13 protein-coding genes and 2 pseudogenes are annotated in these 13,409 nt (G+C 65.7%); 4 read left to right on the forward strand and 11 right to left on the reverse strand.

The window, feature by feature from the left end; translation table 11 throughout:
- Positions 1–66: 66 nt before the first annotated feature.
- The 4 genes and pseudogenes from QFZ57_RS03095 to QFZ57_RS03110 all read right to left on the reverse strand — a co-directional run.
- Positions 67–549 (reverse strand): hypothetical protein, encoded by a 483-nt coding sequence (locus tag QFZ57_RS03095; protein WP_306629002.1) that lies wholly within the window; start codon positions 547–549, stop codon positions 67–69.
- Positions 546–3,011 carry a molybdopterin oxidoreductase family protein gene (locus tag QFZ57_RS03100; RefSeq protein ID WP_306897876.1) on the reverse strand — a complete coding sequence of 822 codons (2,466 nt, stop codon included), beginning with the start codon at positions 3,009–3,011 and terminating at the stop codon, positions 546–548. Before QFZ57_RS03100 ends, QFZ57_RS03095 begins: the two co-directional genes overlap by 4 nt.
- A 96-nt stretch (positions 3,012–3,107) precedes the next feature.
- Positions 3,108–4,106, reverse strand: a complete 999-nt coding sequence (locus QFZ57_RS03105; protein WP_306897878.1) for a bile acid:sodium symporter family protein — start codon at positions 4,104–4,106, stop codon at positions 3,108–3,110.
- 90 nt (positions 4,107–4,196) lie between these two features.
- Positions 4,197–4,554 (reverse strand): annotated as a pseudogene (locus QFZ57_RS03110) (AMP-binding enzyme); the annotation flags it as partial.
- Positions 4,555–4,565: 11 nt separating this feature from the next.
- Here QFZ57_RS03110 and QFZ57_RS03115 point away from each other — a divergent pair.
- The 3 genes from QFZ57_RS03115 (at position 4,566) to QFZ57_RS03125 (ending at position 6,476) form a co-directional block, all read left to right on the forward strand.
- The gene (locus QFZ57_RS03115; RefSeq protein WP_373461293.1) at positions 4,566–4,982 is read left to right on the forward strand and encodes a MarR family winged helix-turn-helix transcriptional regulator; all 417 of its coding nucleotides are present in this window, start codon (positions 4,566–4,568) and stop codon (positions 4,980–4,982) included.
- 521 nt (positions 4,983–5,503) lie between these two features.
- Positions 5,504–6,010 (forward strand): hypothetical protein, encoded by a 507-nt coding sequence (locus tag QFZ57_RS03120; RefSeq protein WP_306897880.1) that lies wholly within the window; start codon positions 5,504–5,506, stop codon positions 6,008–6,010.
- A gap of 232 nt (positions 6,011–6,242) precedes the next feature.
- A complete protein-coding gene (locus tag QFZ57_RS03125) occupies positions 6,243–6,476 on the forward strand; it encodes a hypothetical protein (RefSeq protein ID WP_306897883.1) in 234 nt (77 codons plus the stop codon).
- 117 nt (positions 6,477–6,593) lie between these two features.
- On the opposite strand, the gene QFZ57_RS03130 is transcribed toward QFZ57_RS03125, so the two are convergent.
- The gene (locus tag QFZ57_RS03130) at positions 6,594–6,974 is read right to left on the reverse strand and encodes a LuxR C-terminal-related transcriptional regulator (protein WP_306897884.1); all 381 of its coding nucleotides are present in this window, start codon (positions 6,972–6,974) and stop codon (positions 6,594–6,596) included.
- Between the two features lie 137 nt (positions 6,975–7,111).
- Here QFZ57_RS03130 and QFZ57_RS03135 point away from each other — a divergent pair.
- Positions 7,112–7,225: pseudogene (locus tag QFZ57_RS03135) on the forward strand (LysE family translocator); the annotation flags it as partial.
- Between the two features lie 105 nt (positions 7,226–7,330).
- Here QFZ57_RS03135 and manD read toward each other — a convergent pair.
- From manD to QFZ57_RS03165, 6 genes are all read right to left on the reverse strand, one after another.
- Positions 7,331–8,560 (reverse strand): D-mannonate dehydratase ManD, encoded by a 1,230-nt coding sequence (manD, locus tag QFZ57_RS03140; protein WP_306897886.1) that lies wholly within the window; start codon positions 8,558–8,560, stop codon positions 7,331–7,333.
- Between the two features lie 62 nt (positions 8,561–8,622).
- Positions 8,623–9,684 (reverse strand): sugar kinase, encoded by a 1,062-nt coding sequence (locus tag QFZ57_RS03145; protein WP_306897888.1) that lies wholly within the window; start codon positions 9,682–9,684, stop codon positions 8,623–8,625.
- Positions 9,681–10,364, reverse strand: coding sequence for a bifunctional 4-hydroxy-2-oxoglutarate aldolase/2-dehydro-3-deoxy-phosphogluconate aldolase (locus tag QFZ57_RS03150; RefSeq protein ID WP_306629007.1), 684 nt, complete (start codon positions 10,362–10,364; stop codon positions 9,681–9,683). The genes QFZ57_RS03145 and QFZ57_RS03150 overlap by 4 nt, the downstream gene beginning before the upstream one ends.
- A gap of 5 nt (positions 10,365–10,369) precedes the next feature.
- The gene (dgoD, locus tag QFZ57_RS03155; protein WP_306629008.1) at positions 10,370–11,518 is read right to left on the reverse strand and encodes a galactonate dehydratase; all 1,149 of its coding nucleotides are present in this window, start codon (positions 11,516–11,518) and stop codon (positions 10,370–10,372) included.
- Positions 11,519–11,528: 10 nt separating this feature from the next.
- On the reverse strand, positions 11,529–12,407 hold the full coding sequence (locus tag QFZ57_RS03160; RefSeq protein ID WP_306629009.1) for a carbohydrate ABC transporter permease: 879 nt from the start codon (positions 12,405–12,407) through the stop codon (positions 11,529–11,531).
- Positions 12,404–13,357 carry a carbohydrate ABC transporter permease gene (locus QFZ57_RS03165; RefSeq protein WP_306629010.1) on the reverse strand — a complete coding sequence of 318 codons (954 nt, stop codon included), beginning with the start codon at positions 13,355–13,357 and terminating at the stop codon, positions 12,404–12,406. The genes QFZ57_RS03160 and QFZ57_RS03165 overlap by 4 nt, the downstream gene beginning before the upstream one ends.
- Positions 13,358–13,409: the final 52 nt, after the last annotated feature.

The raw sequence follows: 13,409 nt of genomic DNA on the forward strand, positions 1-13,409 counted from the left end.
CTGAATGAAACTAGTTCGGCGGGCTGTGCCCGGCGTGCGGATGCCGGGAAGACGCAGTGCGGAAGATCAGCTGACCAGGACCTGGGTGGCAGACTCCTTCAGCTTGCCGTTGGCCCACTTCATCTGGCGGATCGTTTGCGGATGGCACCGCTCCGCAAGGGCCAGCAGGTCGCGGTCCTTCATCCCCTGGGCAGCCTGGGCCAGCAGCTCCCAGTCGGCCGATACGCCACAGGCCTTCAGGTAGAGCTCCCGGAGGTCCCGCAGCAGAAGCAGTCCGGTTTCGGGGCGCCGGCCCACCATCTCGCTGCCCTTCTCCCGGAGCGTTTCCATGAGCCCCGTTTCGCTGCGCGGCTCCGGATCCAGGTCCTGGCCGTAGTTTTTGGCGATGTCCGCGATGTCCCGGACGTGCTGCTGGGACCAGCGGGCCAGGTCCCGGGCCAGGTGGTAGATCTCGTGGTCAACCTTGTGCCGCTCGGAGATGACCAGCAGGTGGTGCGCCAGATCGTTTTCGGACCGGTGCATTTCCTCGAGTACAAGCCCGAACTTCATCGTGCCCCTCCTTGTGTGCCGGTGGCTTCATCCGCCAGGGCAGAGGCGATCCCCTTGGTCCTGGCCCCTTCCGGAAAGTCGCCGGCGGGAGCCGACGCAGTGTTGGTGGGTGCCGGGGACGGCCCCTCACCGCCGGCAACCCGGGTAATGCGCGCCGCCGCCGTCTTGAAAATGGGCTGCTTGGACGCGGCATCCCAGTCGGTGATGGTCAGCTCGTTCGCTGCCCTGCCGGCCCCGTCCGGCTGGTGCCCGCCGTCGGTGTCCCAGTAGCCGTAGTGGAAGGGCAGGAAGAGCACCCCGTTCCGGATTCCGCTGATGCGGACCCGCGCCCGGACGGAACCACGGGGAGTCTCCACCTCCGCAAGGTCCCCTTCGGCAATCCCGTACGCGCCGGCGTCGTCCGCTGACGACTCCACCCAGACGTCGGGTGCGGCCGCCTGCAGCTCCGGCGCACGCCCGGTCTTGGTGCGGGTGTGGAACTGGTAGAGCGTGCGGCCGGTGATGAGCTGCAGCGGAAAATCCTGGCTGGGCAGCTCGTGCGGCGGGACGTACTCCGCGGCCTTGATGATGGCCCTGCCCTCCGGATTCAGCGCCTTGTATTCGGATGGCTCCACGGGCGCGCCGGTGATCAGGTCCCGGCCATACGTCTCGCAGTACTCCGGGTGGGCCCAGAACTTCCCGTCAGCGTAAATCCGTTCGGTGCCGTCCGGGTTCTCGTCGTTGCACGGCCACTGGATGCCGGAGCCGCCGCGCAGCTTGCTGTAGGTAATGCCGGTGTAGTCGCACGGACGGCCCCGCGTGCATTCCTTCCACGCCTCAAAGGCGGATTCGGGATCGTGCCACTTGATGAGCGGCTGCCCGTCCTTGTCCTGCAGGCCCATCCGGTGGGCGTAGTCGATGAAGATCTCCAGGTCGGGTTTGGCCTCGCCGGGCGGCTCCACCGCTTTCTCTGAGAGGTGGACCGTCCGGTCCGCATTGGTGAAGGTGCCCGTCTTTTCGCCCCACGTGGCAGCCGGAAGGACGACGTCGGCCAGCTGGGCGGTCTCGGACAGGAAGATGTCCTGCACCACCAGGAACAGCCGGTCCTGTTCCAGGATGCTGCGGATGCGCGCCAGCTCCGGCAGTGAAACGGCCGGATTGGTGCCACTGACCCAGAGCATCCGGATGGAGCCGTCCTCCACGTACCGCATCATCTGCATGACGTGCGTGGGCGGCGAGTAGTGCGGAATGGACATGGGGTCGATGTTCCATACCCGGGCGAGGTCCTGGATGTGGGCGTCGTTGGACCAGTTGCGGAAGGCGGCAAGGTCGCCGTCGGCACCGCATTCGCGGGTGTTCTCCGCGGTGGGCTGGCCGTTCATCTGCAGGATGCCGCAGCCCGGCTTGCCCAGCATGCCGCGGATGATGTTGATGTTGTTCACCTGCACCGCGGCGGCCGTGGCCTGGTTGGACTGGTAGAAACCCTGCAGCACCGTGGACAGCAGCCGCTCGGCGTGGCCGATGATGCTTGCCGCCTCGGAGATCTGCTCCGCCGGGACCCCGCAAATCTCCGCTGCCAGGGCGGGCGGGTAGTTCTTGACTTCTTTTTCGAGTTCTGAAAAACCCACGGTGTGGGCCTCGACGTAGTCCTGGTCCACCCAGCCGTTGCCGATGATTTCGTGCAGGATGGCGTTCATTAGGGCCACGTTGGTGCCGGGCCGTGGGGCCAGGTGCACGGTCGCGGCCCTGGCCACGGGGGTGAGGCGGGGGTCCACGCAGATGACCTTGGGCGGGTTGGGTCCGGCCAGCCGGTCCAGCATCCTGGTCCAGAGGACGGTCTGGGTTTCGGCCACGTTGTGCCCGTACAGGGCAATGACGTCCGCGTGGTCCACGTCCGTGTAGGAGCCGGGCTGGCCGTCGCAGCCGAACGATTCCTTCAGCGCCTCCCCCGCCGTCGCCGTGCAGAGCCGGGTGTTTCCGTCCACGTGGTTGGTGCCGATGCCGCCGTGGGCAAGGGTTCCCAGGGTGTAGTACTCCTCGGCGAAGAGCTGGCCGGTGGTGTAGAAGCCGATGGCGCTGGGCCCCTGCTCCGCCAGCAGTGCCTTGGACCGGTCCACCACGCGCTGCATGGCGGTGTCCCAGTCGGTTTCCACCAGCTTCCCGCCATCGCGGATCAGGGGTTTGGTGAGCCGGTCCGGCGACGCGTTCGCCTGCCAGCCGTACAGGTCTTTCGGTCCCAGCCGGCCGTGGTTGACCCGGTCCATGGCCCGTCCGCGCACACCGACGATCCGGTTGTCCTTGACCGCGATGTCCATGGCGTCGCCGTTCGAGTGCAGCAGCGACGCCGTCTGGACCCACCTGTCCACGTCCTCCGGTGCAACCCCTTCAGCCAGATGGGTGTCAACCCTGACCGGCCAGTCACCGCCACTGGCGTACGGCGTCCGTGTCCCCCATGGTTCAGCTATTCGGTCAATCCGAGCCATCTGTCCACCTCCCGTTCGGAACTGGCAGGCAACGCCGGGAACGGCGTTGTCCCTACCGGATCCTTTACCCGGAATGGATGGCTGGAAACGGGGCTTTTAGGCCTGCTTGTCCTCGAGCGGACGCCGGGCGAGCCAGGCAGCGACGATGGCACCGGAGATGTTGTGCCACAGGGAAAAGACGGCGGACGGCAGCGCGGCCAGCGGGCTGAAGTGGGCGGTGGCCAGCGTCGCGGCCAGGCCGGAGTTCTGCATGCCCACTTCGAAGGCGAGGGCGCGGCGCGCCTTGTCGTCCAGGCGGCCGAGCTTGCCGGCGAGGTACCCCAGGCCCAGGCCGAAGCCGTTGTGCAGCACCACGGCGAGGAACACAATGGCACCGGCCCCGATGATCTTGCCGGCGCTGCCTGCCACCACGATGGCCACAATCAGGGAGATCACGACGGCGGACGCCCACGGCAGTGCGGGCAGCACCTTCGCGACGAGCTTCTTGAGGAAGAGCCGGGCAGCGAGGCCGGCCACCACCGGCAGCAGCACGGTCTTGACGATGTCCAGGACCATGCCGGCAGCATCGATCTGGAGGTAAGAACCGGCCAGGAACAGGACCAGCAACGGGGTGACGATCGGGGCGATCAGGGTGGATACGGATGCCACCGCCACCGATAGGGCAACATCGCCCTTGGCCAGGAAAGCCATCACGTTGGAGGCGGTCCCGGAGGGCGCGCAGCCCACCAGGATGACGCCGACGGCCAGCTCAGGCTCGAGGTTGAGGGCGCCCGCGATCAGCCAGCCCGCGCCGGGCATGATGATGTAGTGGGCAACGATTCCCAGTGCCACCGCCCAGGGCCGCTTGGCCACCGCCGCGAAGTCCGGCGGGGTCAGGGTCAGGCCCATGCAGAACATGATGACGCCCAGCAGGTAGGGCACGCTGGGCGCAAGGGGTTTGAAGACTCCGGGGAGCAGGAAGCCGATGACGCCTGCGGCCACCACCAAAAGGGGGAACACCGTCACGGCGACGCGGGCGATCCTGCTCTCCGCTTCCAGTGCGGGGTTGACGGGCGTCCCGTCCGGGGAATTGTGGGGTTTAGTTGCCTCAAGCATCCAACTATGCTGGCACTGGCTGGTATGGTTCCGCCAATTGATGACCGTGAACGGTAACAACGGCGGAACCACACTGGCCCGTTGGAGTTATCAATGGAGCTGCTTGCCGAGCTCCATCTTCCGGATCTTGCCGCTGGCCGTGCGCGGCATATCCGCCACCACCACCAGCGACTTGGGGGATCTTGTAGCGGGCAAGCCGGCCGTCGAGGAAGCTGCGCAGCTGCTCCTCCGTCAGGGATTCGCCTTCCCGGAGGGTCACGATCGCCTGGGGAACCTCGCCCCAGTTGTCGTCGCTGACGCCGATGACCGCCACGCTGCTGACGGCACCGTGCTCCGCGATAACGGCTTCCACCTCGGCCGGGTAGATGTTTTCCCCGCCGGAGATGATCATGTCCTTGAGCCGGTCCGAAACGAACAGGAAGCCTTCCTGGTCCCGGTAGCCCATGTCGCGCCGCCAGAATCGGCAGTGATGTCGGCCTGCTGCTGGCCAAGCTGCATGCCGCGGGTTCGATCCTAAACAACAAGGCGCTGGCGGACTTCGGCCTGCGCGAGCGCTCCTTCTCCGTCCTGACGCTGGCATGCAGCGGGCTGGAGCCGACGCAGCGGGAACTGGCGGATTTCCTCAGCCTGGACCCCAGCCAGGTCGTGACGCTGGTGGATGACCTGGAGCGGCGCGGACTGGTGGAGCGGGCGCAGGGGAAACAGGACCGGCGCGCCAAGATCATCGTTTCCACCGCCGAGGGACGGAAGATGCACACCAAGGCACGCGCGGCCATGGACGAGGCGGAGCTAAAGCAACTGGCCGGACTTTCCGTCGAGGAGTCGCACGAGTTGAAGCGGCTGCTCCGCAAAGCGCTGTGGGGCGCGGCGGAGTAGCCGCACGAACCCGCAAAATTGCCGCAGGGCAGCGGATTTCCGTTATTTATCTATTGTGGTCCTGCCTGGAAAAGCGCTGTCAGGACAACGATTCAGCGCTAATCTGTGACTAATGCCCGTGCCCTGATTGTTCAGGGGCGAGACACGGCAGATGCCGCGCGCAAAAGCGCTTTCTTGGGGGCTTCAAAATCATGACTTCAAACCGATTCGGCCTTTATGGCGCCGTGACTGTCGCAGGCGTCGCCATCAGCCTTGTCCTTTCGGCCTGCGGGCCTCAGCCAGCAGAGAATGCGGCCGCGGAAAAAACGGCTCCCGCATCATGGGCCACCACATCATCGCCGCCGGTTGCTCTTGGTACACCGAGCGCTGAAGCTGCTCCGTCATCAGCTGCGCCCTCCGCTGAGGCTCCTGTCCAGCCCGCTTCCCCGTCCGCGCCCGCGGAGCCTGCACCTGCAGTTCCGGCCCAGCCTGCAGCGCCGGTCCAGCCAGCACTGGCCTCGTTCACCTTCCCTGATGGGCACATGTCCTTCTCCTACCCGGCTTCGTGGTCCGTGAGGACGCAGCGGGGCCCGGGCCGGGAGGGGCCCGGGTTCCAGCCCGTTGAAGCGATTGTCTCGGACGGAACCGGCGCTGACCTGTTCAGGATTGCGAGCGGCGCGGACGGGATCGGCTGCACGGCGGGACCTGTCAGCCGTACCGTGCTCGATGAGGCAGCCGTCCCAGGCATGACGGAGGTTGATGGCAGCACGCCGCTGTTCGGATTCATCGTGGAACGCATCGGCAGTCAAGACCAGTACGCCATGGCGGTCATGAACCGCCGCAATCTTCAGGAGGGTGACGTCGGGTCGCACTGCACGTTGCTCGTGATGGGAAACGGCGGGTCAGTGAACCAGGTCATATTTGTCGACCAGCCCGCCACCCTGGCCACCCGCTCGGCGTTCAACAGCCGCCAGGGGGCGAAAGAATGGATGGTCACGGAGCAGTACGCACAGCTCAAGGCCCTGATACTAAGCCTCAAATACTCCTAGGGGCATCGGGGAATAGGCCGCGGCGGCCCGGACCGGCGCGGGCCCGGTCCAGTGCTCCTTCCCCATGTGCCGCAGGCGGCCATGAAGCTGTCACCTCGTACCGGGTGGATGCCGGTCCAGCTGTTCATGGACGAGGGTGCGGTGTCCGCCGTCGTGCAAGTCAGGTGGCCCGACGGGGAATGGTCCAGGGTGGACTATGTACCCACGGCCTCCTCGGTGGAATGCTGTGTTGATGGATATCCAAGCGTGGTGGCCTTTGCTCGACGCCGAAACCCGCGACTGGCTCATTGAACACAACGGCGAGCCACTGCCGCCGAAAGTAGTCGCCGGCATCATGGCGGCTGCGGGCGGCACCACCGATTCCAGGTGGTGGGCCAGCGAATCAGCAGACGGCCCCGAGCTTTCCGACGATGCTGTGGACTGGATCGAGGGTGTCACGAACGACGAGGATCCGACTGCCAGCTGAATTACTTTCGAAGCGTCCCGCAGAAGGATCCTCCATCGGGCGCCCCAAGATCTATCCGGCTGCTTCTTTAACTGGAGGGTGCCTCGCCCGTCTTTGGGCGGCTGGCTCCGAGCACAGTCACTCTCCGAGGAGTCTGTGTTCGTGAGCGAACGCGATTAACTGCAGCCTGGTACGCAAAGTCAGTTTGTCGAGGACGCTACGCAAATGTGTTTTCACTGTGGCATCGGAAACGAACAAGGCTTCGGCCATGTCCCTGTTGCTGAGGCCTTTGGCGGCCAGGAGAAACACGTCCCGTTCACGGACCGAGAGGACGTCCAGGACCGAGAGGTCCGGTCCCCTGCTCGGACCGCGGCTGGCGGCGTGCTCGAACAGTGAGTGTACCGATCCCGGCGCTATGACCGAGTAGCCGGAATGAACGGTTCTTATTGCTGCAAGCAGGAATTCCGGTTCCGCGCTCTTCAGCAGGTATCCGCTGGCGCCGGCCTGGACAACGTCCAATACGGCGTGGTCGCGGTTGAAGGTAGTTAGTGCAATTACTCGGGGCCTGTCAGAGTGGCAAGCATCCGCATCGTTCATATCTCCCCATGGGAGTCAACGTCTGTTAGGTAGGGGATAAATGCCGTGACACGGAACTCGCCCGCGCCTGGTTCGCCCGCAACCCGAAACGCCTCACCCGCATGAGCGCCGGCGGCGGAGTCATGATGATCGGCCTCGGCGGAGGCCTCGCCCTCACCGGCAACAAAACCTAAGCAGGTCGATAAGCTCGCCCGCCCGCACCGCCTCGATAAACAAAAGGACTTTCAAGACATCTTTCTGCTATTCAGAAAACAGGGCGCTACCAGTCGTGGCCTGTCTTACCAGTCGTGGACGGTGCCGTCGACCAGGCGGTTGTAGGGCAGGTAGGCCTGCTGGTACGGGTAGGCTGCGGCGGCTTCTTCGTTGAATTCGACGCCGATGCCCGGCGTCTCGCCCGGGTGCAGGTAGCCGTCGGTGAACGTCATGGACTGCTCGAAGACCTCGTTCGTCTTGACCGAGTGCTGCATGTATTCCTGGATCCCGTAGTTATGGATCGCCAGGCCCACATGCAACTGCGCCGCGAAGCCCACCGGGGAAATATCCGTGGGCCCGTGGAAACCGGACTTGATCTGGTACTGCGCGGCGAAGTCCATCACCTTCTTCAACGGGGAAATCCCGCCGAAATGCGTGGACGCGGCCCGCACATAGTCGATCAACTGTTGCTTGATCAGCGTCTGGAAGTCATACACGGTGTTGAAGATCTCCCCGATCGCCAACGGGGTGGTGGTGTGCTGGCGCACCAGGCGCAGGCCCTCCTGGTTCTCCGCCGGCGTGCAGTCCTCCAGCCAGAACAAGTCATACGGCTCCAGCGCCTTGCCCAGCTTCGCAGCCTGGATCGGCGTCATCCGGTGGTGCCCGTCATGCAGCAACGGGATCTCCGGGCCGAACTCGTTCCGCACCGCCTCAAACACCGTGGGCAGGTGCCGCAGGTACGCCCGGGTGTCCCAGTCCTCCTCCAGCGGGAACGCCCCACGCCCGGCGGGTTCGTAGTCATACCGCTCCCCCGAGGCCTGCGCCTGCGCCGCCACCCCGTACACGGCCTTGATCCCGGGAACGGCCGTCTGGATCCGGATCGATTTGTACCCCAGCTCCAGGTGCTCCCGGACCGAATCAAACAGCGACTCAAGATCAGCACCCGACGCATGCCCGTACGCGCGCAACCCGTTCCGCGACGCCCCACCGAGCAGCTGGTACACCGGCATCCCGGCCATCTTGCCCTTGATATCCCACAACGCCATATCCACCGCAGCAATCGCGGCCATCGTCACCGGCCCCCGCCGCCAATACGCGCTCCGGTACAGGAACTGCCACGTATCCTCAATCCGGTGCGCATCCTTACCGACCAGCAACTGCGCCACATGCTCCCTCAAATACGCCGCAACAGCCAACTCACGGCCATTCAACGTGGCATCACCAATACCGGTCACACCATCCTCGGTAGTGATCCGGAGCGTCACAAAATTCCGCGAGGGACTGGTAACGAACACATCGGCGGCAATGATTCTCATGGCTGGCTTTCGGGTCGGGGACGGCAGGAAGTGCGGAAAGTGTGGGGTTTGACGGGCAAGGGTCAGCGTTGGGTGCTGCCTCTGGCGGCGTCGAGCAGGGCAAGCTCGTCGCGGCGGGGCAGCCCTTCCCAGTCGCCACGGGTACTGACGGCGAAAGCGCCGGCCAGGATGCCGCGCTTCAGGCGGCCGGCAACGTCACCGCCGTCGAGCAGCGCCGAAAGGTAGCCGGCGGTAAACGCATCCCCCGCCCCCACGGTGTCCACGCTGGTCACGGGGACGGCCGGCGCTTCAAGGCGGCCTTCCGCTGTGTAGACTGCTGCGCCCGCAGCACCGCGCTTCACCACCACTTCGCTGACTCCGGCGCCCAGCAATGCCCTGGCGGCGCACGCCTCAGCATCGTCAGCGGCCTCTCCGCGGGCAGGCTCGCCGGCGGCAGCGGCTGCTTGCCCTGCCGCCCCGTTCCGTTCCTGCGGCGGGGCGATCAGGTCCAGTTCGTCGTCGGACGCGATGACAATGGCGGCATGCCGGGCCAAGGGGCCCAGGAGGGCCCTCGCCTCGTCCCGGGACCAAAGCTTGCTCCGGTAGTTGACGTCGAGGGAGACCAGCAGCCCTTCGGACGCAGCCCGTTCCGCAGCGTATTCCACGGCATCCCGGGCCTCCACGCTGAGCGCCGCGGTGATGCCGGTCAGGTGCAGGATCCGGGCGCCGCCATCCAGCGCGGCGGCAACGTGGCCGCGGGAGATGGTGGACCCGGCAGACCCGGCGCGGTAGTAGAAGGCCCTGCTGAGATCGGCGGTGCGCTGTTCCAGGAACATCACCCCGGTGCTCCGTTCCGGATGCACGCTGTGGTGCAGTTGGACACCCTCGCCCCGCAGTTGTTTGAGGATGAACTCACCGTGCGGATCCGCGCCCACCACCCCGGCCCAGGCCGACGTGTGGCCAAGCCGTGCGACGCCGATGGCAACATTCGATTCCGCCCCCGCCACCTGCATGTTCAGGGTTCCGCCTGACGCCAGGGGGCCGGTGGAACGGAGCGAGACCATGGACTCGCCGAAGGTCAGCAGGTCCACCTGGTGTTCGGCGGGGTTGCGTCCCGCGGAGCCGGGCACGGCAGCAGCCGTCATATCTGCGTCCCGGTTCCGGCACGGGCTGCGAACCCGGCGGCGAGGCCCAGGAAACTGCGGGCGCGCTCACGCATTCCGGAAAGGTCGCCGCCGGAGGCTGCCTTCCCGAACAATGGCCCGCCCAGGCCAACGGCGATGGCGCCGGCTTCCCAATATCCCGTGGCTTCGCTGAGCCCCACGCCGCCAACGGCGATGAAGGGGATGTCCGGGAAGGGATCCCGGACGGCTTTGAGGTAGCCGGGGCCGCCGATCGATGCCGGGAAGAGTTTGATGGCGGTGGCGCCGCGTTCCATCGCTTCATAGGCCTCGCTGGGGGTCAGCGCACCGGCCAGGACCGGGATTCCGGCCTTTGCTGCTTCACTGATCGAGGGGGCCAGGGAGGGAGTGACGATGAACTGGCCGCCGGCAGCGGTGACCTGTTCGACGTCGGCCGGAGTCATCACGGTGCCTGCTCCAACCAGGCAGCCGTCAGGGGCAGCCGCGCGGACCTCGCGGATTGCCTCCAGCGCGTTGGGCGTGGTGAGGGCGATCTCCACGTACTGGAAGCCTTCCTCCATCGCGGCCAGCGCGGCCTTGGCGGCAGCACCGCCGTCGTTCCCGCGCACGATGCCGACAAGGCGCGCCTGCCGGATACCCTCGAGCAGGCTGGCGGCAGTAACGGCTGGGTTTTGGATAGTCATAGGGTTCACCATTCTGCGAAGGATCCGTCGGGGTGGCGCCATACCGGGCCGCGCCAGGCGTGACCGCGCTTGTCCGCGGCACGGACCACGGCCTCGTCGATTTCGATGCCCAGTCCGGGCCCCGTGAGCCGCTCGATGTGGCCATCCACGAACTTGAAAGGCGTCTTGTCCACCACGTAGTCAAGGACTTCTGCGCCCTGGTTGTAATGGATGCCGATGCTCTGTTCCTGGATGAGGAAGTTGGGGGTGGCAAATCCCACCTGGAGGCAGGCGGCGAGCGCCAGGGGCCCCAGCGGGCAGTGCGGCGCCAGCTGGACTTCGTAGACCTCCGCCAGCGAGGCAATCTTCCGGACCTCGGTGATGCCGCCGGCGTGCGAGAGGTCCGGCTGCGCCACCGCTATCCCTGCCTGCAGCGCGGGCAGGAACTCCTGCCGGTTGTAGAGCCGCTCCCCCGTGGACACCGGTGTGGTGGTGCATGAGGTGAATTCCCGGAGCAGGTGGGTGTTTTCGGGCACCACGGGTTCCTCAAGGAAGAAGGGCCGGAACGGTTCCAGCAACGGGGCCACGCGCCTGGCGTTGGCCAGGGTAAAGCGGCCGTGGAAGTCGACGGCCACGTCCCGGTGGTCGCCCAGGACCTGCCGGGCCGCGGCAACACGGCGGATGACGCCGTCGATCTCTGCCACCGAAGCCACCGGGCTCATCCGTCCGCTGGCGTTCATTTTGACGGCGGTGAGGCCCACCTCCAGCTGGGCGCTGATTTGGTCCGCCACCTCGTTCGGCTCATCGCCGCCCACCCAGCCGTACATGCGGATCCGGTCCCGGACGTGGCCGCCCAGGAGCTGGTGCACGGGGGTGTTGAAGTGCTTGCCGGCGATGTCCCAGAGTGCCTGGTCCAGGCCGGAGACGGCGCTGGCCAGGATGGGCCCGCCACGGTAGAAGGAGCCCTTGGTCATCACCTGCCAGTGGTCTTCGATCCGGAGGGCGTCCCTGCCGATGAGCAGTTCGGAAAGTTGCCCGACGGCGGCGCGCACCGTTTCGCTGCGGCCTTCGCAGGTCGCCTCGCCCCATCCCACGATTCCGCTGTCCGTCTCGATCCGGACGAAGAGCCAGCGGGGTGGAACGAGGAATGTTTCGATCCGGCTGATGACAGTCACGCGGCGGTTCCTAACCCTTGGTGGCGCCGGCGGTCAGGCCGGAGACGATGTACTTCTGCGTGAAGAGCGCAATGATCATGATGGGGATGGTGACAACGGTCGCCGCGGCCATGAGCCCGCCCCAGTCGATGCTGGCGTAGGAGACAAAGTCGAAGATCGCCACCGGCAGGGTCTTGGTCTTCGCGCCGGACAGCACCAGCGCGAACATGAAGTTGTTCCACGAGAAGATGAAGGACAGGATGCCTGCGGTGGCGATGCCGGACACCGACAGCGGAAGCGTGATCAGCCGGAAGGCTCCAATTGGAGTAAGCCCGTCCACCTCGGCTGATTCCTCCAGCTCCAGCGGCAGTGAGTCGAAGTAGCTCATCATGATGTACACGATCAGCGGCAGGGCGACGAACATGTGGCTGAGGATCAGCACCTCGAACTTCCCCACCATGCGCAGGTTGGAGAAGACGTAGTACCAGGGCACCAGGAGCGAGACGCCGGGGATGACGCGGGCCATCAGGACCACCAGCGCTGAGCGGTGCATGGTGAACCGGCTCATGGCGTAGGCCGCCGGGACGCCGAGGACGATCGACAGCGCCGTGGAGACGAAGGCCACCCAGAAGCTGTTGATGACGAAGACAAAGTAGTTGTTGCGCTGCAGCACATTCGCGTAGTTCTCGATGGTGGGCGAGAACAGGAAGGCCTTGCCGGTGTCGTAGATGTCCACGTTGGTCTTCAGCGAGGCCAGGAGCATCCAGAACAGCGGCGCGAGCAGGAACAGCACCACAAGGATGAGGGCCGCTACCCGGAAGACCTTGTAGGCGCGGGTGGCCAGCGGCTTGCGGCGGCGCGGGCGCCGGTTGTCCGCGGCGGTGGCGGCGGAATCTGTCATGACGGTCATTTGCTTACCGCTTTCCTGCGCATGGTGAGCAGCCACATCGAGCCGATGATGATCATGAAGAACAGGATCAGCACTGCCGAGGAGAGCCCGTACTGGTTGTAGTCGAAGCTCAGCCCATAGGCATAGACGTTCAGCGTTTCCACCTCGTGGAACGAGCCGCCGCCCTTGCCCTTGGTGGCGTAGAGGATGTCGAAGGTCTTCAGGGCATCAATCCCGCGGAGCAGGATGGCCACGATCACGGTGGGCATCATGAGGGGCAGGGTGATGAAGAAGAACCGCTGGAAGGCGTTGGCGCCGTCCACGCGGGCGGCCTCGTCCGGTTCATCGGAGAGCGACGTCAGGCCTGCCAGCAGGATCAGGACCACCATGGGGGTCCACTGCCACACGTCCATGAAGATGGTGGTGCCCAAGGCAGTGTCCTGCCCGGACAGCCACGGCTGGGGCGGGATGCCAACCATGCCCAGGAGCTGGTTGACGAAACCGATGTTGGGATCGAAGATCAGCCGCCACATCATGCCGACAGCCACGGGGGTGGCCACCAGTGGCAGCAGGATGGCCACCCGGACCCACTTTTCGCCCCGGAAGGGCCGCCACAGGAGCAGCGCGACGCCCATCCCAAGCACCACCTCGAACGCCAGTGCGACGCCGGTGAAGGCAAGGGTGCGGCCCACGGCGGGCCAGAAACGCTCGGTATCACTGAGGACCGTGATGTAGTTCTGCAGCCCGATGAAATCCGTGGCAGCCCGGACGGAGCCCTGGGAATCGGTCAGGCTGAGGTACACGGTCCAGGCAAGGGGAAAGACGATCAGGACGCCGACGAAGATCATGGCCGGTGCCGCGAAGAGCCACTTGCGGTGCCGGTTGGCCCAGGCGGAAAAGCTCCCCCCGGCACCGGCGGGGCCACCCGGGCGGCGGGTGCGGGCGCTGCGGGGAGGGTTCAAAACAGACATGGTTCACCTAAGGAGTTTGGGGGTGAAGTTGGCCCCGCCGGGGCGGCCATGG

The sequence above is a fragment of the Arthrobacter sp. B1I2 genome, assembly GCF_030816485.1.
Taxonomy (GTDB): Bacteria; Actinomycetota; Actinomycetes; order Actinomycetales; family Micrococcaceae; genus Arthrobacter.

Coding starts and splice junctions, on each gene's coding strand:
- QFZ57_RS03125 (WP_306897883.1), top strand. CDS start 6,243: ATGGATATCCAAGCGTGGTGGCCTTTGCTCGACGCCGAAACCCGCGAC.
- QFZ57_RS03160 (WP_306629009.1), bottom strand. CDS start 12,407: ATGACCGTCATGACAGATTCCGCCGCCACCGCCGCGGACAACCGGCGC.
- manD (WP_306897886.1), bottom strand. CDS start 8,560: ATGAGAATCATTGCCGCCGATGTGTTCGTTACCAGTCCCTCGCGGAAT.
- QFZ57_RS03150 (WP_306629007.1), bottom strand. CDS start 10,364: ATGACTATCCAAAACCCAGCCGTTACTGCCGCCAGCCTGCTCGAGGGT.
- QFZ57_RS03105 (WP_306897878.1), bottom strand. CDS start 4,106: ATGCTTGAGGCAACTAAACCCCACAATTCCCCGGACGGGACGCCCGTC.
- QFZ57_RS03145 (WP_306897888.1), bottom strand. CDS start 9,684: ATGACGGCTGCTGCCGTGCCCGGCTCCGCGGGACGCAACCCCGCCGAA.
- QFZ57_RS03100 (WP_306897876.1), bottom strand. CDS start 3,011: ATGGCTCGGATTGACCGAATAGCTGAACCATGGGGGACACGGACGCCG.
- QFZ57_RS03120 (WP_306897880.1), top strand. CDS start 5,504: ATGTCCTTCTCCTACCCGGCTTCGTGGTCCGTGAGGACGCAGCGGGGC.
- QFZ57_RS03095 (WP_306629002.1), bottom strand. CDS start 549: ATGAAGTTCGGGCTTGTACTCGAGGAAATGCACCGGTCCGAAAACGAT.
- QFZ57_RS03165 (WP_306629010.1), bottom strand. CDS start 13,357: ATGTCTGTTTTGAACCCTCCCCGCAGCGCCCGCACCCGCCGCCCGGGT.